14 protein-coding genes are annotated in these 20,038 nt (G+C 71.3%); 11 read left to right on the top strand and 3 right to left on the bottom strand.

Annotated features, from left to right (window positions below):
• Positions 1-16: 16 nt before the first annotated feature.
• Positions 17-3,193: a PAS domain S-box protein gene (locus QZ749_RS14230; protein ID WP_296948073.1), complete on the bottom strand. Its 3,177-nt coding sequence runs from the start codon at positions 3,191-3,193 to the stop codon at positions 17-19.
• 387 nt (positions 3,194-3,580) lie between these two features.
• Between QZ749_RS14230 and QZ749_RS14225 the strand changes: the two genes are divergently transcribed.
• The 4 genes from QZ749_RS14225 (at position 3,581) to lpdA (ending at position 8,698) form a co-directional block, all read left to right on the top strand.
• The gene (locus QZ749_RS14225; protein ID WP_296948072.1) at positions 3,581-4,813 is read left to right on the top strand and encodes a 3-methyl-2-oxobutanoate dehydrogenase (2-methylpropanoyl-transferring) subunit alpha; all 1,233 of its coding nucleotides are present in this window, start codon (positions 3,581-3,583) and stop codon (positions 4,811-4,813) included.
• A 73-nt stretch (positions 4,814-4,886) separates the two neighbouring features.
• Positions 4,887-5,891, top strand: coding sequence for an alpha-ketoacid dehydrogenase subunit beta (locus QZ749_RS14220; protein WP_296948131.1), 1,005 nt, complete (start codon positions 4,887-4,889; stop codon positions 5,889-5,891).
• A gap of 2 nt (positions 5,892-5,893) precedes the next feature.
• The gene (locus tag QZ749_RS14215) at positions 5,894-7,294 is read left to right on the top strand and encodes a dihydrolipoamide acetyltransferase family protein (RefSeq protein ID WP_296948069.1); all 1,401 of its coding nucleotides are present in this window, start codon (positions 5,894-5,896) and stop codon (positions 7,292-7,294) included.
• A gap of 3 nt (positions 7,295-7,297) precedes the next feature.
• Positions 7,298-8,698: a dihydrolipoyl dehydrogenase gene (gene lpdA, locus QZ749_RS14210; protein ID WP_296948065.1), complete on the top strand. Its 1,401-nt coding sequence runs from the start codon at positions 7,298-7,300 to the stop codon at positions 8,696-8,698.
• Positions 8,699-9,091: 393 nt separating this feature from the next.
• Here lpdA and QZ749_RS14205 read toward each other — a convergent pair whose 3' ends face one another.
• Positions 9,092-9,457, bottom strand: coding sequence for a hypothetical protein (locus tag QZ749_RS14205; RefSeq protein ID WP_296948063.1), 366 nt, complete (start codon positions 9,455-9,457; stop codon positions 9,092-9,094).
• A 209-nt stretch (positions 9,458-9,666) separates the two neighbouring features.
• Between QZ749_RS14205 and QZ749_RS14200 the strand changes: the two genes are divergently transcribed.
• From QZ749_RS14200 to QZ749_RS14185, 4 genes are all read left to right on the top strand, one after another.
• Positions 9,667-10,242: an NAD(P)H-dependent oxidoreductase gene (locus QZ749_RS14200; protein ID WP_296948059.1), complete on the top strand. Its 576-nt coding sequence runs from the start codon at positions 9,667-9,669 to the stop codon at positions 10,240-10,242.
• 2 nt (positions 10,243-10,244) lie between these two features.
• On the top strand, positions 10,245-12,059 hold the full coding sequence (gene kefC, locus QZ749_RS14195; RefSeq protein WP_296948057.1) for a glutathione-regulated potassium-efflux system protein KefC: 1,815 nt from the start codon (positions 10,245-10,247) through the stop codon (positions 12,057-12,059).
• A 124-nt stretch (positions 12,060-12,183) separates the two neighbouring features.
• Complete coding sequence (locus QZ749_RS14190; RefSeq protein WP_296948055.1) at positions 12,184-12,912, top strand: 4Fe-4S dicluster domain-containing protein; 729 nt, start codon at positions 12,184-12,186, stop codon at positions 12,910-12,912.
• Positions 12,909-15,566, top strand: coding sequence for a molybdopterin-dependent oxidoreductase (locus QZ749_RS14185; RefSeq protein ID WP_296948051.1), 2,658 nt, complete (start codon positions 12,909-12,911; stop codon positions 15,564-15,566). Before QZ749_RS14190 ends, QZ749_RS14185 begins: the two co-directional genes overlap by 4 nt.
• Positions 15,567-15,629: 63 nt before the next feature.
• Here QZ749_RS14185 and QZ749_RS14180 read toward each other — a convergent pair whose 3' ends face one another.
• The gene (locus QZ749_RS14180) at positions 15,630-17,651 is read right to left on the bottom strand and encodes a glycoside hydrolase family 2 TIM barrel-domain containing protein (protein ID WP_296948049.1); all 2,022 of its coding nucleotides are present in this window, start codon (positions 17,649-17,651) and stop codon (positions 15,630-15,632) included.
• Between the two features lie 267 nt (positions 17,652-17,918).
• Between QZ749_RS14180 and QZ749_RS14175 the strand changes: the two genes are divergently transcribed.
• From QZ749_RS14175 to QZ749_RS14165, 3 genes are read left to right on the top strand one after another with little or no spacing between them, the layout of a single operon-like run.
• Positions 17,919-18,512, top strand: coding sequence for a TlpA disulfide reductase family protein (locus QZ749_RS14175; protein ID WP_296948047.1), 594 nt, complete (start codon positions 17,919-17,921; stop codon positions 18,510-18,512).
• A gap of 20 nt (positions 18,513-18,532) precedes the next feature.
• On the top strand, positions 18,533-19,651 hold the full coding sequence (locus QZ749_RS14170; protein ID WP_296948045.1) for a transglutaminase family protein: 1,119 nt from the start codon (positions 18,533-18,535) through the stop codon (positions 19,649-19,651).
• 7 nt (positions 19,652-19,658) lie between these two features.
• Positions 19,659-20,033 (top strand): mercuric transporter MerT family protein, encoded by a 375-nt coding sequence (locus QZ749_RS14165; RefSeq protein WP_296948044.1) that lies wholly within the window; start codon positions 19,659-19,661, stop codon positions 20,031-20,033.
• Positions 20,034-20,038: the final 5 nt, after the last annotated feature.

Genomic DNA, 20,038 nt, shown 5'->3' with positions numbered 1-20,038 from the left:
GCGACGGGTGGATCGCTCAGGCGGGGGCCGATCCCAGCACCTCGACCAGCGACTGCAGGTTGTAGGGCTTGCGCAAGACCACGGCATCCGGCCAGTTGTTGACCTCGCCCTTGCCGGTTGCGAACACGATGCGGATCCCTGGCGCCATGGTCCGGGCCTGGGCGGCCAGCAGGTCGCCGGACATGCCGGGCAGCTGGACGTCGGCGATCAGCACGTCGGGCGTCTCGGCGATCAGCTTGACGGCCTGCTCGGCGTCCACGGCCTCCAGCACCTCGTGGCCCAGGTGGCGCAGCAGCGCCGCGGTGCTGTCGCGGATCTCGTCCTCGTCCTCCACCAGCACGATGCGCAGGCGGCCGTCGCCCGGCGCCGGGATGGCCGCGGCGGGCGCCGGCGCGTGGGCGCGGTTGCGCTGGTTCGCCAGCACCTGGCGGATGCGCCGCGCCAGGCTCTCGCGGGTGTAGGGCTTGCCCAGCAGCTCCACGCCCGGATCGAGGCGGCCGCCGTGCACGATCGAATTCTCCGTGTAGCCCGAGGTGAACAGCACGGCCAGGTTGGGCAGGCGCTCGCGCGCCATGCGCGCCAGTTCCGGGCTGCGCAGCGTGCCGGGCATGACCACGTCGGTAAACAGCACGTCGATCGGCACGCCCGATTCCACCACGGCCAGCGCGCTGGCGGCGTCGGCCGCCTTGAGCACGCGGTAGCCGAGTTCCGTCAGCATCTCCACCACCGTCGTGCGCACCGCCTCGTCGTCCTCGGCCACCAGGATGGTCTCGCTGCCGCCGACCGCGCTCTGCTGCGGCTCCACCGGCGCCAGCGCGTCCTCGGCCGCCGTGGTGCGCGGCAGGTAGATCTTGACCGTGGTGCCCTGGCCCGGCTCGCTGTAGATCTTGACGTGGCCGCCGGACTGCTTGACGAAGCCGTACACCATCGACAGGCCCAGGCCGGTGCCCTTGCCTTCTTCCTTGGTCGAGAAGAACGGCTCGAAGGCCTGGCGCAGCACCTCCGGCGCCATCCCCGTGCCGGTGTCGGTCACGGCCAGCATCACGTACTGGCCCGGCGCCACGTCGGCATGGCTGCGGCAATACAGGTCGTCCAGCACGGCGTTGTGGGCCTCGATGGTCAGCTTGCCGGCGCCGTCCATCGCGTCGCGCGCATTGATCGCCAGGTTCAGCACGGCGTTCTCGACCTGCGCCACGTCGATCGCCGTGTTCCACAGGCCACCGGAAATCACCAGCTCGACCTCGATCTCCTCGCCCAGCGCGCGGCGCAGCATGTCTTCCATGCCCGTCACGACGCGCCCGACCTTGACCACGCGCGGCTCCAGCGGCTGGCGCCGGCCGAACGCCAGCAGGTAGCTGGCCAGCTTGGCGCCCTTCTCGACCGCCAGGCGCGCATTGCCGATCCAGCGCGGCACGTCGTCGCTGCCGGAACTCATCTCGAGCAGCTGCAGGTTGCCCGAAATGATCTGCAGCAGGTTGTTGAAGTCGTGCGCCACGCCGCCCGTCAGCTTGCCGATGGTCTCCATCTTCTGCGACTGCTGCAGCGCCAGCTCGGTGCGGCGGATCTGCTCGGCCTGTTCGCGGTCCACCGTGATGTCGCGCCCGATCGCGTGGATGCCGCCGGCGTCGGGCGACGCCGTCCACGACAGCAGGCACCAGCTGCCGTCCTTGCGGCGGTAGCGGTTCTCGAACTTGTAGACGTAGTGGCCTTCGCTCAGCGACGCCATCTGCATGGCCGTCGCCGCCTGGTCGTCCGGATGCACCAGGTTCAGGAAGTTCTTGCCGACGATGTCGTGCTCGGACCAGCCCAGCAGCGAGCCGAACGCCGGGCTGACCGCATCGACCGTGCCGTCGAACCGCGCCACCAGCATGATGTCGCGCGACAGGCGCCACATGCGGTCGCGCTCGCGCGTGCGCCGGGCGACCTGGGCCTCGAGGTCGGCATTCAGCGTGCCCAGGCGCTCGGCCGTCACCTTCTGGTCCTCGATGTCGGTATTGGTGCCGATCCAGCGCACCACCTCGCCGTCCTCGCCGCGCAGCGCGACCGCGCGCGCCAGGTGCCAGCGATAGCGGCCGTCCTGCCCGCGCAGGCGGAACTCCACCTGGTAGGGCGCGCCCGAGGCGATCGCGATGGCCCAGCCGGTCTCGGCGCCGGCCCGGTCGTCCGGATGCACGATGGCAGTCCAGCCGATGCCGGCCAGTTCGGCCAGCCCCAGGCCGCTGTACACGTAGACGTGGTCGTTGAACCAGTCCAGCTTGCCGTCGGCGCAGGCGGTCCACACCTGGTGCGGCATCGCCTGCGCGAAGGTACGGAACTTGGCCTCGCTCTCGCGCAGCCCCGCTTCGGCCACCACGCGCTCGGTGACGTCGCTGCCCTGCACGAACACGCCGAACACGGCGCCGTCCTCGCCGCGCAGCGGCTGGTACACATAGTCCAGGTAATGCAGGCGGCGCACGGCGTCGGCGCCGGCCAGCCAGGTCGGATGCGCCGTGGCCATGTGCGCGGCGCCGCTGCGGTAGACCCGGTCGAGCACCTCGACGAAGCCCTGCGGCACGGCCTCGGGCAAGGCCTCGCGCAGCGGCCTGCCGACCACGTCGCGCCCGCCCACCAGCTGCACATAGGCCGCATTGGCGGAGCCGAACACGTGGTCCGGCCCGGTCAGCAGCGCCATGAAGCCCGGCGCCTGTTCGAACATCGCCTGCAGGCGCGCATGCTCGCCGCTGGCGCGGCGCTCGGCGCGCACCTTGCCGGTCGTCTCGACGACCACGGCCAGCACGCCCAGCGGGACGCCGTCGGCGCCGACGATGGGCGAGTAATCGAGGTCGAACCACGCCTGCTCCGGGTCGCCGTTGCGCTGCAGCGTGAATTCCTGGTCCTGGAACACGCGCGTCCCGCCGGCCAGCACCGCGCGCAGCACGCTGTCGTTGAATTCGGCGACCTCGGGCCATTCCTCGCGCACCCGGCCGCCGAAGCTGCGCGGGTGGCGCGCGCCGGCGATGCGGGCATACCCGGCGTTGTAGATCATGATGCCGTCCATGCCCCACATGGTCACCATCGGCACCGGCGAGCGCAGCACCAGGTCGACCGCCGCGCGCATCGCCGGGGCCCAGCGGTCGACCGGACCGACGGCGGTCGCGCCCCAATCGTGGCGGTCCGCCAGTTCACCGAGTTCGCCGGCGGCGCCAAAGGTCACGGCGGGAGCTGCACCCTGTGTCAACATCTTGTCAATATGCCCATGTTCTTGTAAAGCGGAAATTGTAATCCGGTTTTACCATTCTGCGAATACGATTCGCGCACCGGCCGGGCGATGTGCTTGGCCACGATCCCCGCCAGCCCCGCCGCGCCCCCGGCTGCCCCGGCCGCCAGCGGACGGCCGCCGGATTCGATTGGCGCAAACCGTCCACGCACGCTGCGCCGCATGCTACCGTCAGGACCCGATGCCTGCTCGCGCGCCGGCGGCGATCCCGCATGCGCATGCTGCTTAGCAGCAGAAAAATAGTTACCGGGAACTCCCGTGCGGGCACTTTCCGGAATTAATATGTTTTCTGCCGCACATACCTTACCAAGGGGAAGCGTACCTATGAGCCAGAGTCAACCTCTGTCGCTGCACGTCCCGGAGCCTACCGGCCGCCCGGGTTGCCAGACCGACTTTTCGTATTTGGACATCAGCCCCGCGGGCGCCGTCCCGCGTCCGCCCATCGACGTGCGCTACCAGGACACGGCGGCGCATGCCACCGGCCTGATCCGCGTGCTCGCCGACGACGGCAGCGCCGTCGGGCCGTGGGACCCGCGCCTCGGGCGCGAGCAACTGCGCTTCGGCCTGCGCACCATGATGAAGACGCGCATCTTCGACGCGCGCATGGTGATCGCCCAGCGCCAGAAGAAGCTGTCGTTCTACATGACCTGCCTGGGCGAGGAAGCCATCGGCACCGCGCACGCGCTGGCCCTGAAGGACGGCGACATGTGCTTTCCCACCTACCGCCAGCAGAGCCTGCTGATGGCGCGCGACTACCCGATGGTGGACATGGTCTGCCAGCTGCTGTCGAACGAGCGCGACCCGCTCAAGGGGCGCCAGCTGCCCGTCATGTACTCGGTCAAGAAGGACGGGTTCTTCACGATTTCCGGCAACCTCGCGACCCAGATCCCGCAGGCCGTGGGCTGGGCGATGGCCTCGGCCATCAAGGGCGACACGAAGATCGCGTCCGGCTGGATCGGCGACGGCGCCACCGCCGAGAGCGATTTCCACACGGGCCTCACGTTCGCCCACGTGTACCGCGCGCCGGTCATCCTGAACGTCGTCAACAACCAGTGGGCCATCTCGACCTTCCAGGCCATCGCCGGCGGCGAGAGCGTCAGCTTCGCGGCGCGCGGCGTGGGCGCCGGCATCGCCTCGCTGCGCGTGGACGGCAACGACTTCCTGGCCGTGTACGCCGCCTCCTGCTGGGCCGCCGAGCGCGCCCGCGCCAACCTGGGTCCCACGCTGATCGAGTGGGTGACCTACCGCGCCGGGCCGCACTCGACGTCCGACGACCCGTCGCGCTACCGCCCGGCCGACGAATGGAACCAGTTCCCGCTGGGCGACCCGATCGCGCGGCTGCGGCGCCACCTGACGCTGCTGGGCTGGTGGTCCGACGCCGAGCACGAGGCCGTGCAGGCCGAACTGGAAGCCGAAGTGCTGGCCGCGCAGAAGGAAGCGGAACGCCACGGCACGCTGATCGACGGCCGCGTGCCGAGCGCCGCATCGATGTTCGAGGACGTCTACAAGGACATGCCCGAACACCTGCGCCGGCAGCGCCAACAACTGGGAGTATGAGGTGATGCGCGATATCGACAAGACCACGGCCGCGGACGCCGCGCGCGCCGCGGACGACAGGAAGACGGCGCCGATGACCATGATCCAGGCGCTGCGCTCGGCCATGGACGTGATGCTGGGGCGCGACGACGACGTGGTGGTGTACGGCCAGGACGTCGGCTATTTCGGCGGCGTGTTCCGCGTCACCGACGGCCTGCAGGCTCGCTACGGCAAGCAGCGCGTGTTCGACGCGCCGATCTCGGAAGGCGGCATCGTCGGCACCGCCGTCGGCATGGCCGCCTACGGCCTGCGGCCGGTGGTCGAGATCCAGTTCGCCGACTATTTCTATCCGGCCACCGACCAGATCGTGTCCGAGGCGGCGCGCCTGCGCTACCGCTCGGCCGGCGACTTCACCGCGCCGCTGACCATCCGCATGCCCTGCGGCGGCGGCATCTACGGCGGCCAGACCCACAGCCAGAGCCCGGAAGCCTTCTTCACCCACGTGTGCGGCCTGCGCACGGTGATGCCGTCGAATCCCTACGACGCCAAGGGCCTCCTGATCGCCGCGATCGAGAACGACGACCCGGTGATCTTCCTGGAACCCAAGCGCCTGTACAACGGCCCGTTCGACGGCCACCACGACCGCCCGGTCGTGTCCTGGTCCAAGCACCCGCTGGGCGAGGTGCCGGAGGGGCACTACACGGTCCCGCTGGACAAGGCGGCGGTGTTCCGCCCCGGCAGCGACCTGACGGTGCTCGCCTACGGCACCATGGTCTGGGTGGCGGAGGCGGCGGCGCGCGAGACCGGCGTCGACGCCGAGATCGTCGACCTGCGCACGCTGTGGCCGCTGGACCTCGACACCGTGGTCGCATCGGTGAAGAAGACCGGGCGCTGCGTGATCGTGCACGAGGCGACGCGCACCAGCGGCTTCGGCGCCGAGCTGGCGGCCCTGGTGCAGGAGCACTGTTTCTACGAGCTGGAAGCGCCGATCGAGCGCGTGGCCGGCTGGGACACGCCGTATCCGCACGCCCAGGAATGGGCGTATTTCCCCGGCCCGGACCGGGTCGGGGCGGCATTCAAGCGCGCGATGGAGGGTTGAAGATGGGGCACTACGTCATCAAGATGCCCGACCTGGGCGAGGGTATCGCGGAAGTGGAAGTGGTCGCCTGGCGCGTGCAGCCGGGCGACAGCGTCAAGGAAGACCAGGTGCTGGCCGACGTCATGACCGACAAGGCCACCGTCGAGATCCCGTCGCCGGTGCACGGCACCGTGCTCGGCCTGGGCGGCGGCATCGGCGAGTCGCTGGCCGTGGGCGCGGAACTGATCCGGCTCGAGGTCGAGGGCGCGGGCAACGTCGCCGCCGGCGCCAGGGCAAGCCAGCAGGCCCCTGCGGTGGCCACCGCAGCGGACGCGCCCGCGGACGGGCAGGCCGCCGCGGCCGCCGACGAAGCGCCGGACGTCGCCCACGGCTTCGTCCCGGAACCGGCGCGCGTCGCGCAGGCCGCCGCCAGCGTCGCCCATGCGGCGCCGGCGCCGCAGGCGCCGCAGACGCCACAGGCGCGCCCCGCGGCCCGGACCGGGCAACCCACGCAACCCACCGGCCGCGCCGCCGGGGACAGGCCCCTGGCCGCCCCCGCCGTGCGCAAGCGTGCCTGGGACCTGGGCATCGAACTGCAGTACGTGGCCGGCAGCGGCCCGGCCGGGCGCGTCACGCACGCCGACCTCGATGCCCATCTCGCCGGGCGCGGCGCCGCGCCGCGCGGGCACGGGCATGGGCATGGGGATGGCCGCTACGCCGAACGCGAGGGCGAAGAGGCCGCGCCGCTGATCGGCCTGCGCCGCAAGATCGCCGAGAAGATGCAGCTGGCCAAGCGCCAGATCCCGCACTTCACCTACGTCGAGGAGGTCGACGTGACCGAGATCGAGGCCCTGCGCGCCCAGCTGAACGCGCGCTACGGCGAGGAGCGCGGCCGCATCACCCTGCTGCCGCTGCTGATGCGCGCCGTCGTGCTGGCCGTGCGCCGCTTCCCCGAGGTGAACGCGCGCTACGACGACGCGGCGAACGTCGTCACCCGCTACCAGCCGGTCCACATCGGCATCGCCACCCAGACCGACGCCGGCCTGATGGTGCCCGTGGTGCGCCACGCCGAGGCGCGCGACCCGTGGGCCAGCGCCGCCGAGATCGCGCGCCTGGCCGAGGCGGCGCGCACCGGCAAGTGCGCGCGCGACGAGCTGTCCGGCTCGACCATCACGATCACCAGCCTGGGCGCGCTGGGCGGCATCGTCAGCACGCCGGTGATCAACCATCCGGAGGTGGCCATCGTCGGGGTCAACCGCATCGTCGAACGGCCCGTGGTGCGCAATGGCGGCATGGTGGCGCGCAAGCTGATGAACCTGTCGTCCTCGTTCGACCACCGCGTCATCGACGGCATGGTGGCGGCCGAGTTCATCCAGGCGATCCGGGGCTACCTGGAAAGCCCGGCGATCCTGTTCGTGGAGTAAGCGATGGCAACCAACGACTCCACGACCCTCCTCATCCTCGGCGGCGGGCCCGGCGGCTACGTGGCCGCCATCCGCGCCGGCCAGCTGGGCGTGCCGACCGTGCTGGTCGAAGCGGGCCAGCTGGGCGGCACCTGCCTGAACATCGGCTGCATCCCGTCCAAGGCGCTGATCCACGCGGCCGAGGCATTCCACGTTGCCTGCTCGCACGCCGGCGACTCCGTGCTGGGCATCCGCGCCGGCGCGCCCTCGATCGACATCGCCCGCACGGTGGCCTGGAAGGATGGCATCGTGCACAAGCTCACCGGCGGCGTCGGCGCGCTGCTGCGCAAGAACGGCGTGCGCGTCGTCCGCGGCATGGCGCGCATCCTCGACGGCAAGACGGTCGAGGTGGCGCCGGCCGACGGCGGCGAACCGATGCGCATCGGCTGCGAGCACCTGCTGCTGGCCACGGGCTCGCGTCCGGTCGAACTGCCGTTCCTGCCGTTCGGCGGCGCCGTCGTCTCCAGTACCGAGGCGCTGGCGCCCGCCGCCATCCCGCAGCACCTGGTGGTGGTCGGCGCCGGCTACATCGGCCTGGAACTGGGCACCGCCTACCGCAAGCTGGGCGCACGCGTCACCGTGGTCGAGGCGGCCGGACGCGTGCTGCCGGCCTACGACGAGGAACTGGCGCGCCCGGTCGCGGCGAGCCTGAAGCGCCTGGGCATCGCCGTGCACCTCGAGTCCAGCGTGCTCGGCCCGCTCGAGGGCGGCGGCGTGCGCATGCGCAATGGCGGCGGCGAGGAAACCGGCATCGCGGCCGACCGCGTGCTGGTGGCGGTCGGCCGCCGCCCGCACACGCAGGGCTATGGCCTGGAAAGCCTGCTGCTCGACATGCACGGCAAGGCGGTCCGGATCGACAACCAGTGCCGCACGTCGATGCGCAACGTCTGGGCCATCGGCGACGTGGCGGGCGAGCCGATGCTGGCGCACCGTGCGATGGCCCAGGGCGAGATGGTGGCCGAGATCGTGGCGGGCAAGCGCCGGCGCTTCGTCCCGGCGGCGATTCCGGCCGTCTGCTTCACCGATCCCGAGGTCGTCGTGGTCGGCCACGCGCCGCAGGATGCCGCGCGCCTGGGGCTGGACGTCGTCAGCGCCAGCTTCCCCTTCGCCGCCAACGGCCGCGCCATGACCATCGAGGGCACCGACGGCTTCGTGCGCGTGGTGGCGCGCAAGGCGGACCACGTCATCGTCGGCTGGCAGGCCGTGGGACGGGGCGTGTCGGAACTGTCGACGGCGTTCGTGCAGTCGATCGAGATGGGCGCCCAGCTCGAGGACGTGGCCGGCACCATCCACGCCCACCCGACGCTGGGCGAGGCGGTGCAGGAAGCGGCGCTGCGCGCGCTGGGGCACGCGCTGCACATTTGAAGACCGCGGGAACGGCGCCATCGTCGCGCCTGCAGTATCGCCTTCGTACCGGCGTAGGCCGGGACGCGACGGCTGGCGGTGCGGCCGATCTGCACGATGTCGTCCGCGGAGCCTGTGCCGGGGCGGCGTGGCCCTGACAGGCCATGCCGTCCGGCCCGAAGGCCGGCCTATCGCCGGCCGGCTACCGGCCCGCCACTCAACCCCTGCCCGCCCGCTACCCGGCCCGCCAAGGACGCACCACGGCCCCACGCAAGAGCGGGCGGACGCGCCGTCCCCGGCCCGTCCGCCCGCTCCGCGCATCGCCCGCCGTGGTGCCGCGGGATGCGCCCCCGATCCCTGGAGGATCGTCCAGTCGCGCCGGCGCGGCCGCACACGCTGCGGCCGGCCGCCGCCTCAGTCGCGCTTGCGCGCGCCGTCGTCCGCCGACTGCCGGCTGCCGGCATTGCCGGTGCTCAGGCTGCCGATGCCACCCATGCCGGTCTGCAGTTCGCCGGCCTCGCCGCCGACATAGCCGTCGCCGCGGTCGCGCTGCGAGCCGTCGGACAGCAGGTCGTCGGTGCGGCCGGACTGGCGGTTGCCGCCCGGGTCGGACGGGGTGTCGATGCCGCCGCCGTCGCGGCCATCGCGATTAGCGGCGCGCTCGCCCGACATGCGGCCGACGTCGCCGGTGCCGCCCGCGCCCAGCGTGCCCGCGGAGCTGGCGCCATCCTTCGTCACTTGTTCATAGGTGCGGCCCTGCTGCTTGTTGTCGTCTGCCATCGTATCCTCCTGTCGTGATTCCATGGAATCATCATAGCGGGATGGCGGACGGCGGCAATCGGCATGCGCCCGGCGACCATGTAGGACATGTCGGGCGTGGCATTGGTCCGAAGAAACTCGCCGCCGTCGCCGTGCGGCGATCTATGCTATAAGTGCAAGTTGCCTGCCGGACAAGCCGGCAGGGCGTTAGAAACATGCGAGAGAATCGAATGAGCGAACCTTCCATCCTGGTGATCTATGCGCACCCAGCGCCGCAGCGCTCGCCAGTCAACCGCCGCCTCGTGGAGGAAGCGCGCGCCGTGCCCGGCGTGCGCGTGCAGGACCTGTACGAACTCTATCCCGACTTCGACATCGACGGCGAAACCGAGCACGCGCTGCTGGCCGCCGCGCACCTGGTCGTGTTCCTGCATCCGTTCCGCTGGTACGGCATGCCGTCGATGCTGAAGGAATGGATGGAGGTCGTGCTGCAGCCGGGCTGGGCCTACGGCAAGGGCGAGTGCGCGCTGCGCGGCAAGGGCTACTGGCTGGTGACGACGACCGGCAGCGGTCCCGAGGCCTACCGCCCCGGCGGCCTGCACGGCCGCCCGTTCGCCGACTTCCTGGCGCCATTCGAGCAGACCGCGGCCCTGTGCGGCATGGACTGGATCGAGCCGCTGGTCATGCACGGCGCCGCGCGCGCCGATGCCGCCGCCATCGACGCCCACGCGGCGGAATTCCGCCGGCGCCTGGCGGGGTATGCCGGCATGGCGCTGGCCGCCGCCACGCCCTACCTCGGGGAGGCATGAGGATGGAACACAACCTGCTCTTCAACGCCATGATCTACCTGGGCGCGGCCGTCCTGGTCGTGCCCTTCGCCAAGCGCTTCGGCCTGGGCGCCGTGCTGGGCTACCTGCTGGCCGGCATCCTGATCGGCCCCTACGGTTTCCGGCTGATCAGCGAGGTCGAGGATGCGCTGCACTTCGCCGAATTCGGCGTGGTGCTGCTGCTGTTCCTGATCGGCCTCGAGCTGGAGCCGAGTCGCCTGTGGGCGCTGCGCCGTCCCATCTTCGGCTGGGGCGGCGCGCAGGTGCTGGGCGTGGCCGCTGGCCTGTTCGGCGCCGCGCTGGCGCTGGGCGTCGACTGGAAGGTGGGCCTGATCGCCGGCCTGGGCCTGTCACTGTCGTCCACCGCCATCGCGCTGGCTTCGATGGAGGAGCGCAACCTGATGGCCACGCCGGCCGGCCAGGCCAGCTTCTCGATCCTGCTGTTCCAGGACATCGCGGCGATCCCGATGATCGCGATCGTGCCGCTGCTCGGCATTCCGGAGGAAGCGGGCGGCGGCGGCAATGCCTGGCAGGCCGTGCTCAAGGTAGTAGTGGTGCTGGCCGGCCTGATCGTGGCCGGCCGTTTCCTGCTGCGCCCCCTGCTGCGCTTCATCGCCAAGACCGACGCGCGCGAGATCTTCACCGCGTTCGCGCTGCTGATGGTCATCGCCATCTCGCTGCTGATGCAGTGGGTCGGCGTGTCGATGGCGCTGGGCGCCTTCATGGCCGGCGTGCTGCTGGCCGACTCGGAATACCGCCATGCGCTGGAAACCGACCTGGAACCGTTCAAGGGCCTGCTGCTCGGCCTGTTCTTCATCGCCGTCGGCATGTCGGTCGACTTCGCCGTGTTCCTGGCCCAGCCGGGCCTGATCCTCGGCCTGGTGCTCGCGTTCCAGGTCATCAAGATCGCCCTGCTCTACGCGCTGAGCCGGGGGTTCGGCATCGCCCGCGGCCAGCACCTGCAGTTCGCGCTGCTGCTGTCGCAGGGCGGCGAATTCGCCTTCGTCGTGTTCGGCGCGGCCGCCACCGCGCGCGTGTTCTCGCCGGACGTCGCCTCGATCCTGGTCGTGGTGGTGGCGCTGTCGATGGTCGTCACGCCGCTGGCGCTGATGCTGTACGACCGCACCCAGGCCTGGCGCCAGCGCGAACGCAAGGGCGGCAAGAAGAAAGCCGACGCCATCGAGCCGAACGAGGACCACGTGATCATCGCCGGCTTCGGCCGCTTCGGCCAGATCGTCGGCCGCTTCCTGCACGCCAACCACGTGCGCCTGACGGTGCTCGACCACGACCCCGACCAGATCGAGGTGCTGCGCCACTTCGGCTTCAAGGTGTTCTACGGCGACGCCACCCGCCCCGACCTGCTGCGCGCCGCCGGCGCCGCCAAGGCGCGCGCCGTGGTTGTGGCGATCGACGACATCGAGGACAGCCTGGCGCTGGTCGACGCGGTGCGCCGCGACCACCCCGGCCTGCCGATCTTCGCGCGCGCCCGCAACGTCACCCACTACTACCAGCTGATGGACCGCGGCGTGACGATGATCGAGCGCGAGACCTACGAGGCCGCGCTGAAGCTGGGCCGCACCGTCCTCTCCGACGGCCTGGGCCAGAGCGCGTACCGCACGCGCCAGGCGGCCAACCGCTTCCGCCGCCACAACAAGCAGAGCCTGGAGGCCGTCTACCCGTACTACAAGGACCGCGAGACCTTCGTGTCGCTGACCAAGCAGGCGCGCGAGGAGCTCGAAGCGATGATCGCGCGCGACCGCCGCACGGCCGAGGAGGAACGGACGCACTACTGGGATTGACGCGCGGCCGGGGGCGGCGGCGCGACGCCGCGCGGACGGCGGCGGCGCACCGGCCGGACCACGGACTTGCGTTCGCCGCCCCGCTCGGGCATCCTTGGCGACTTTTCCCCCAACCGCCCCGCCCATGAGTCAACCCACCACGCCCGCCACAGGTCCCCGCTGGGGCCTGGCCATCGACACCGAGCGCTGCATCGGCTGCCACGCCTGCTCGGTCGCCTGCAAGGTCGAGAACACCGTCTACCTCGGCATGTTCCGCACCAAGGTCTACTACCACGACTTCCACGGCCCGGACGCCGCCGGCAGGACCGCGCCGCGGCGCGCCTTCCTCCCCACGCTGTGCATGCAGTGCGAGGATGCGCCCTGCCTGAAGGCCTGCCCGACCGAGTCGATCCGGCGCGACGCCGACGGCGTGGTGCGCATCGACGTCGACAGCTGCGACCGTTCGCGCGACTGCATCGCCGCCTGCCCCTACGGCGCGATCCACATCGATCCGGTCGCCCAGGTGGCCGACAAGTGCGACCTGTGCAGCCATCGCCTGGAAGCGGGCATGCAGCCGGCCTGCGTGGAAGCCTGCCCGGCCGACGTGTTCGCGTTCGGCGACCTGGACGATCCGGGCAGCCCGATCCGCCGCTTCCAGGCCCGGCACGGCAAGGAACTCGCGGTGCTCAAGCCCGAGGAAGGCACGCGTCCGGCCGTGCAGTACCGCGGCATCGGCACGGTGGTGCCGCGCGCGGTCGAGCGCAAGCTCCCGAAGGGCCGCAACCACGACCCGTTCACCTACGAGATCGACACCTGGTCCGAACTGCGCGCCGACTACGGCACCGTGGTCGGCAAGGCCAAGGGAGGCGCATGATGGAACGCCGCCGCTTCATCAAGTCCGGCCTGGGCGCCCTGGCCACGCTCGCCGTCGGCGAGACGATCCTGCTGGCCCCGGGCGACGCCGCGGCCGAGGTGCCCGACCCGCTCAACTACGCCGTCGACGCCGACGGCAAGGCGCGCAAGGTGCGTCCCGACTACCGCCGCGCCACGATGGTCAAGAGCGTCTGCCTGAACTGCTCGACCGTGTGCGGCATCGAGGGCTTCGTCCAGGACGGCAAGGTCGTCAAGATCCGCGGCAATCCGCTCGATCCCAACCTCGGCAACTTCATGACCTGCGCCAAGGGCCAGAGCGGCCCCACGATCAACACCTACCCGGAACGCCTGCTGTATCCGCTCAAGCGCGTCGGCAAGCGCGGGGAAGGCCTGTGGAAGCGCATCACCTGGGACGAGGCCTATGCCGACATCGCCGCGCGCATCCGCCGGTGCATCGACGACGGCCACCCCGAGCGCGTGGGCATCCACCAGGGCCGCTCGCGCTACGAGTCGGAGGTCACGCGCTTCCTGAACGCGGTCGGCTCGCCGGTGCTGCTGAACCACCGCGCCCTGTGCTCCTCGAACAAGCGCGCCGCCAACTACGTGAGCCTGGGCGAGACCGACTGGGAATCGATCGACGCCGAGCGCTGCCGCTACTTCCTGAACTTCGGCGCCAACTTCTTCGAGGCGCACCAGGGCGGGCTGCACCTGGCCAAGCGCGTCGTCAAGGCCCGCTTCGACCACGGCGCCAAGCTGGTCACCTTCGACGTGCGCATGTCGAACACGGCCGGGCGCAGCGACGAATGGTTCCGCCCGATGCCCGGCACCGAGGGCGCCATCGCGCTGGCGATGGCGCACGTGATCCTGCGCGAGAACCTGCACGACCGCGCCTTCGTCGCCGACTTCGTCCAGCCCGGCGAGGCGCAGCTGCGCGCGTGGCTGGCCGGCTACACGCCGGCCTGGGCCGAGGGCGTGTCGGGCATGGCGGCGGCGGACATCGAGCGCATCGCCATCGAGTTCGCGTCCGCGCGCCCGGCCGCCGCGGCCTTCAGCAACCGCGGCACCGGCGCCCACTACAACGGCTTCAACGCCGAACGCGCGGTGGTGATGCTCAACGCCCTGGTCGGCAGCGTCGGCCGCCCGGGCGGCTATTGCTACGGGCTGGACGAGAAGCTGTCGCCGTCGCGCTACCCGGTGCCGCAGCCGGAGCCGCCGAAAGTGACGATCCGCACCGACCTGGAAGACCCGCCGGAATGGCCGCTGGCCAACCGCTGGCAGAAGATGAAGGTCGGCCAGGTGGTGTTCGACTACCTGAAGCAGGGCCGCGCGCGCCTCGACGTCTACCTCAGCTACACCATCGCCGCCCCGATGACCTGGCCGGAAGGCCGCACCACGGCCGTCGAGGTGCTGCGCGACGAGACGCTGCTGCCGTTCCACGCCTGCTCGGACATCGTGTATTCGGAAATGGCCCACTACGCGGACCTGATCCTTCCCGACGCCACCTACCTGGAGCGCTGGGGCATGGACATCCGCAACAACCTCGAGCTGCAGCACTACGTGATGCTGCGCCAGCCGATGGTGCCGCCGCCGGGCGAGGCCGTGTCCTTCCCCGACGTGCTGTTCAACGTCGGCCGCCGCCTGGGACCGGAGCAGGCCCGCTACTTCGCCTTCGGCAGCCACGAGGACTACGTGCGCGTGCAGTGCTCGAAGCTGCCGACCACGGGGCCGGACGGGCGCCGCTTCGCCGACGGCTTCGCCTACCTGCGCCACTACGGCGTGCACGTCGACACCAGCCAGCCCAAGGCCTACGAGGTGTTCCGGCGCAAGCTCGGCGCCGCCCAGCTGGAAGGCGCCCGCATCGATGCCGCCAGCGGCCGCGTGCTGAAGGCCGACAAGCCGGGCGCCAAGGAAAAGGCCATCGGCCTGGTGGTGCGCGGCGAGGCGCTGCGCGGCTTCGCCACGCCGTCGCGGCGCTTCGAGATCCACGCCCCCGAAGTGGCGCAGGTGGCGGCCGCCGCCGGCATGCGCGACGACGGCCTGCCCGCCTACCGCCCGGTGCCTGGCCTCGACCGGCTGGCCGACGACCGCTTCGTGCTGACCTCGTTCAAGTGGAACGTCCACACCCAGGGCCGCACGGCGACGCAGAAATACCTCGCCGAGATCGTGCACGACAACCCGATGTGGATCCACCCCAGCGCGGCCGCGCGCATCGGCGTCAAGTCCGGCGACCTGGTCGAGCTGACCACCTACCGACCCCGTTCGGGCGACGCGGGCGACCGCGCGTTCAAGGCGGCGGACGGCAGCGCGGACGCCGTCGTGGGACGCGCGCGCATCCGCGTGTTCGTCACCGACGGCATCCACCCGAAGGTGCTGGCCGTGTCGAACTCGCTGGGCTGGAAGCATGGCGGGCGCGCCGCGCTGGGGCGCAACGGCGAGCGCGACAAGGCATTGGCCGGCGTTCGCCAGGACGGCATGCGCGCCGGCCTGGGCGCGGCGCCCCGGCTGGACGACCTGCGCAATGGCGTGTGGTGGGACGAACGCAACGGCGGACGCGGCAACGGCGTCAACGTCAACGCGATCCTGCCCGTCAATCCGGGCCCGCTGGTCGGCATGCAGTCGTGGTTCGACACCGTGTGCAGCGTGCGCAAGGTGTGATCGCGCGCCCGCGCCGGCCGTGCCGCCGAGGCTACGGGGGCGGCCGGCTGGCCGCGCGCCGCGCTACGCCACCTTGCGCCGCGGCCGTCCCCCCAGCGCGCCGCGGCCGCGCCGCTCGACGCCGGGCGGCCCCGCCGGCGGCGCGGCCGGCGGGGTCGGCGACGGATCCGCCGGCCCCCCTTCGTCGCCCGGCGCCGGCTGGCGCTCGCCGGGGTAGCTGATCACTTCCGCCGTGTCGCCCACGCGCGTCCACTCGGCCGGGAAATCGGGGCCGCGCCGCTCCAGCCAGCGCTGGGCGTGGCCGAGGGGGTCGAGGTGCCAGTCGTGGCGCTGGGCGTCGGGGCCGCGCGTGGCCTTCGCCAGCGCGTCGATCGGCGCCTTGGGCACCCGGGCCTCGGTCAGCAGGCCGTTCTTCTCGAGGAAGGTGTCGGTCAGCTGGGTGTAGCAGAACCCGGACAGCGGGTGGCAGCGGTGGATCGCGGCCATCAGCTCCTGGTAGCGCTCCAGCAGCGCCGCGCCGGTGCGCACCGTCGAGTAGCCCCAGCCGGGTTCCTCGCCGCCCCGGATCATCGCGATGCCGCCGAACTCGGACAGGAACAGCGGCCTGCCCAGCCCCGAGAAGCCGTCGATGACCAGCCGGCGCCGGTCCGGCTGCACGTGTTCCAGCGTGTAGGCGACGGCGGCGCGGCTGCCGTAGCGCTCCAGCAGCACGTTCGGGTCCTGCGCATAGTCGTGCACCGAGACGAAGTCGCCGCAGGGCATCTCCCAGCCGTCGTTGCCGACCACCGGCCGGCTGCCGTCCAGCGCGCGCGTCATGTGGTACAGCGCGCGCACGAAGTCGACCTGGCGCGGATCGTTCATCAGTTCCGGCACGCCCCACGACTCGTTGGTCGGCACCCAGGCCACGATGCAGGGGTGCGAGACGTCGCGCTCGACCAGCTCCTTCCATTCCTCAAGCACGCCGTGCACGGTCTGGCTGGAAAAGCCGTAGGCCGAGGGCATCTCGCCCCAGACGCACAGGCCCAGCACGTCGCACCAGTAGAGCCAGCGCGGGTCTTCCGACTTCTGGTGCTTGCGCACGCCGTTGAAGCCGAGCCGCTTGATCAGCAGGACGTCCTGGCGCAGCTGGTCGCTCGACGCCACCATCAGGCTGTCCGGCCAGTAGCCCTGGTCGAGCACCATGCGCAGGAAATACGGCCGGCTGTTGAGCGTGAAGCGGTCGCCCTGCACGCCGACGGTGCGCAGCGCCGTATAGCTCTGCACGCTGTCGATCGGGGTGCCGTCGGCGCCGCGGATCTCGATCTCGGCGTCGATCAGCTGCGGACTCTCCGGACTCCACATCCACAGCGCGCGGGCGTCGTCGATGCCCGGGTCGGGCAGCTGGAAGATGCGCGACAGCCGCGGCCCGGTCAGCAGGCAGCGGTCGTTGACGAGCAGGCGTCCGCCGAGGCGCAGCGTGACGTTGGCCATGCCCCCGTCGGGCACGTGGGCGACGTCGGCGTCGAGCCGCACCTGCCAGGCGGCGACGTCGGCGGTCCAGCGCAGCCGGGTCACGTGCGAGCGCGGCAGCTTCTCGATCCAGACGGTGCGCCAGATGCCGCTGGTGCGCGGATACCAGATCTTGTGCGGCTCCGGTTCCCAGTCCATCTTGCCGCGCGCCTTGTGCATGTCCTGCGGGTCGTCGTCGGCCTGGACGGCCACTTCCAGGCAGGAGCCCTCGAGGAAGCGGGTGGCGTCGACCTCGAACGGGCTGTGGCCGCCGCTGTGCTCGGCGGCGAAGCGGCCGTTGATCCAGATCCGGGCGCGGTAGTTGACGGCGCCGAAGTGCAGCACCAGGCGCTCGTCCTGGCCGGGCGTCATGGAGGGATCGAGCTGGACGACGCGCCGGTACCAGACGCGGCGCCGGAACGCATTGTCATGGATGCCGCTGGCGCGCGCCTCTGGCGGATACGGGACGATGATGGTGCGGTCGAACGGCACGTCGGACGGCTCGACGTGGCGGGCATCGTCGTCGAGCATGGCCTGCCAGGGGCCGTCCAGGCTGCGCCAGGCGGCGCGGCGCAGTTGCGGGCGGGGATATTCCACGTTGGCTGCTCCTCGGCGCCGCATGGGCGCCTGCTATGTGCGACATACTCTATGGGTGGCCCGCGCCGCTGGCAAGCCCTGCGCCGTAGCAATTTGTAAGCGTATGTTCAATGCGACAAACGCGCGTCGGTCACACCTGCCGGCATCCCCGCGCGGCCCGCCCGGCGCGGCGCCCCGTGGATACGGAACAACGGCGCGCCCGGCGGGCGCGGATCCCCGTGCCTTCCCCGGCGCGGCGGCGGGCGCTCTGGTATCATGACGTCCTTCATGGTTTCGATACCGAGCGACTCGACGATGCATCCGAACAAGCCCTCGCGGCGCCTGGCCGCCCTGCTGCTGGCCGGCGCCGTGGGCGCCGCCGTGCCGGCCGCGGCGAAGGACGTGGTGCTGCGCCCCTGGCCCGCCGCCCAGGCCACGCCCGCGCTGGCGCTGGCGGACCTGGACGGCAAGCCCTGGACGCTGGCGCAGCTGCGCGGCAAGGTCGTCGTCGTGAACTTCTGGGCCAGCTGGTGCGGCCCCTGCGTGGCCGAACTGCCCGTGCTGGGCGCGCTGGCCCGCAGGGAGGGCCTGGCCGTCGTCGGCGTCAACTACAAGGAAGGCCTGCCGGCCATCCGCGCCTTCACCGGCGCGCAGCCCATCCCGTATCCGGTGCTGCGCGACCGCGACGGGTCCGCCTTCAAGCAGTGGAGCCCGGGCGTGATGCCGACGACGATCCTGGTCGACCGCCAGGGCCGCGCGCGCTGGCGCACCGTGGGCGAGATCCCGCCGGACGATGTCCGGCTGGGCCGGGCCATCGACGCGCTGCTGGCCGAGCCGAGCGAGGCGGGCAAGGCGGACCATGAAACCTCCATCCAACACTGATAACAAAGGGATTACCTGACATGCAAGACACCAAAACGACCATCCTGCGCCGCTCCCTGCTCAAGGCCGCCGGCGGCGCCCTGCTCGCCGGCGCGCTGCCGCGCACCGTGCTGGCCCAGGACCAGGCGCGCCCGTTCGCGCCGCACCCGGGCGACTGGAAGGGCTACGAGGTGGTCACCAAGGTGAACCTGCAGAACCCCACGGGCGCCTCCACCGTGTGGGTGCCGCTGCCGTCGATCGACACCGAATGGCAGCGCACGCTGTCGAACAACTGGTCGGGCAATGCGAAGTCGATGAAGGTGGCGACCGACGCGCGTTACGGCGCCAAGTACCTGGTGGCGCAGTTCGACGCCGGCGTCGTGCCGGCGCTGGAAGTCGTGTCGCGCATCCAGACCCGCGACCGCGCCGAGGACTGGAAGCGCGCCGCCCCGGCCGACCTGACGAAGGAAGACCTGGCCCTGTGGCTGCGCCCGACCGACCTGATGCCGCTCGACGGCATCGTGCTCAAGACCGCCAACCAGATCGTCGCCGGCGCCCGCACCGACGAGGACAAGGCCCAGCGCATCTACGACTGGATCGTGCTGAACACGTTCCGCGAGCCGAAGGTGAAGGGCTGCGGCATCGGCGACATCAAGACGATGCTGGAAACGGCCAACCTGAGCGGCAAGTGCGCCGACCTGAACGGCCTGTTCGTGGGCCTGTGCCGCGCCGTCGGCCTGCCGGCGCGCGACGTCTACGGCATCCGCGTGGCGCCCAGCGCCTTCCCGTACAAGGAACTGGGCGGCAAGCCGGCCGCCCTGCAGGGCGCCCAGCACTGCCGCGCCGAGGTGTACCTGAAGCGCCACGGCTGGGTCGCGATGGACCCGGCCGACGTGGCCAAGGTGATGCGCCAGGAAACCAGCGAATGGATCAAGGATGCCGACCACCCGATCGTGCTGCCGGTGCGCAAGGCGCTGTTCGGCGGCTGGGAAGGCAACTGGATGGGCTACAACTTCGCCCACGACGTGCGCCTGCAGGATTCGCGCGCGATCAAGCAGGTCGGTTTCCTGATGTATCCGCAGGCCGAGAGCAACGGCGAGCCGTACGACGCGCTGAATCCGGACGCGTTCAAGTACGTCATCACCTCGCGCGCGCTCTGAGGCGTCCATGACCGTCCCGACCGCCTCCGTCGATCCGCGTGCCGAGCGCAAGCTCGGCCGGCTGATGGCGCTCGCCGTCGCCGCCACGCTGCTGGCCTCGACCTGCTGCGTGCTGCCGCTGGTGCTGGTGCTGGTCGGGATCACCGGGGCCTGGATGGCCGGCCTGCAGGCGCTGGCGCCGGTCACGCCGTATGCGCTGGCGCTGGCGCTGGGCGCGCTGGCCTGGTCCGGCTGGCTGGTGTTCCGGCCGGCGCGCGCCTGCAACGCGGCCGACGGCAGCTGCGCCACCACGCGCCCGCTGATGCGCCGCGTGTGGGTCGCCTGCGCCCTCTTCGCCGCCCTGCTGCTCGGCTTTCCGCTGATCGCCCCGCTGTTCTACTGACCCGA

This window comes from uncultured Massilia sp. (assembly GCF_913773735.1).
Taxonomy (GTDB): domain Bacteria; phylum Pseudomonadota; class Gammaproteobacteria; order Burkholderiales; family Burkholderiaceae_D; genus Telluria.
Note: the sequence above shows the minus strand (reverse complement) of the source record. Positions and strands in the feature narration are given on the sequence as shown.

Bases quoted from the DNA above. Each gene is read 5' to 3' on its own strand.
- QZ749_RS14225 (WP_296948072.1), top strand. From the start codon at position 3,581: ATGAGCCAGAGTCAACCTCTGTCGCTGCACGTCCCGGAGCCTACCGGC.
- QZ749_RS14220 (WP_296948131.1), top strand. From the start codon at position 4,887: ATGACCATGATCCAGGCGCTGCGCTCGGCCATGGACGTGATGCTGGGG.
- QZ749_RS14215 (WP_296948069.1), top strand. From the start codon at position 5,894: ATGGGGCACTACGTCATCAAGATGCCCGACCTGGGCGAGGGTATCGCG.
- lpdA (WP_296948065.1), top strand. From the start codon at position 7,298: ATGGCAACCAACGACTCCACGACCCTCCTCATCCTCGGCGGCGGGCCC.
- QZ749_RS14205 (WP_296948063.1), bottom strand. From the start codon at position 9,457: ATGGCAGACGACAACAAGCAGCAGGGCCGCACCTATGAACAAGTGACG.
- QZ749_RS14200 (WP_296948059.1), top strand. From the start codon at position 9,667: ATGAGCGAACCTTCCATCCTGGTGATCTATGCGCACCCAGCGCCGCAG.
- kefC (WP_296948057.1), top strand. From the start codon at position 10,245: ATGGAACACAACCTGCTCTTCAACGCCATGATCTACCTGGGCGCGGCC.
- QZ749_RS14190 (WP_296948055.1), top strand. From the start codon at position 12,184: ATGAGTCAACCCACCACGCCCGCCACAGGTCCCCGCTGGGGCCTGGCC.
- QZ749_RS14185 (WP_296948051.1), top strand. From the start codon at position 12,909: ATGATGGAACGCCGCCGCTTCATCAAGTCCGGCCTGGGCGCCCTGGCC.
- QZ749_RS14175 (WP_296948047.1), top strand. From the start codon at position 17,919: ATGGTTTCGATACCGAGCGACTCGACGATGCATCCGAACAAGCCCTCG.
- QZ749_RS14170 (WP_296948045.1), top strand. From the start codon at position 18,533: ATGCAAGACACCAAAACGACCATCCTGCGCCGCTCCCTGCTCAAGGCC.
- QZ749_RS14165 (WP_296948044.1), top strand. From the start codon at position 19,659: ATGACCGTCCCGACCGCCTCCGTCGATCCGCGTGCCGAGCGCAAGCTC.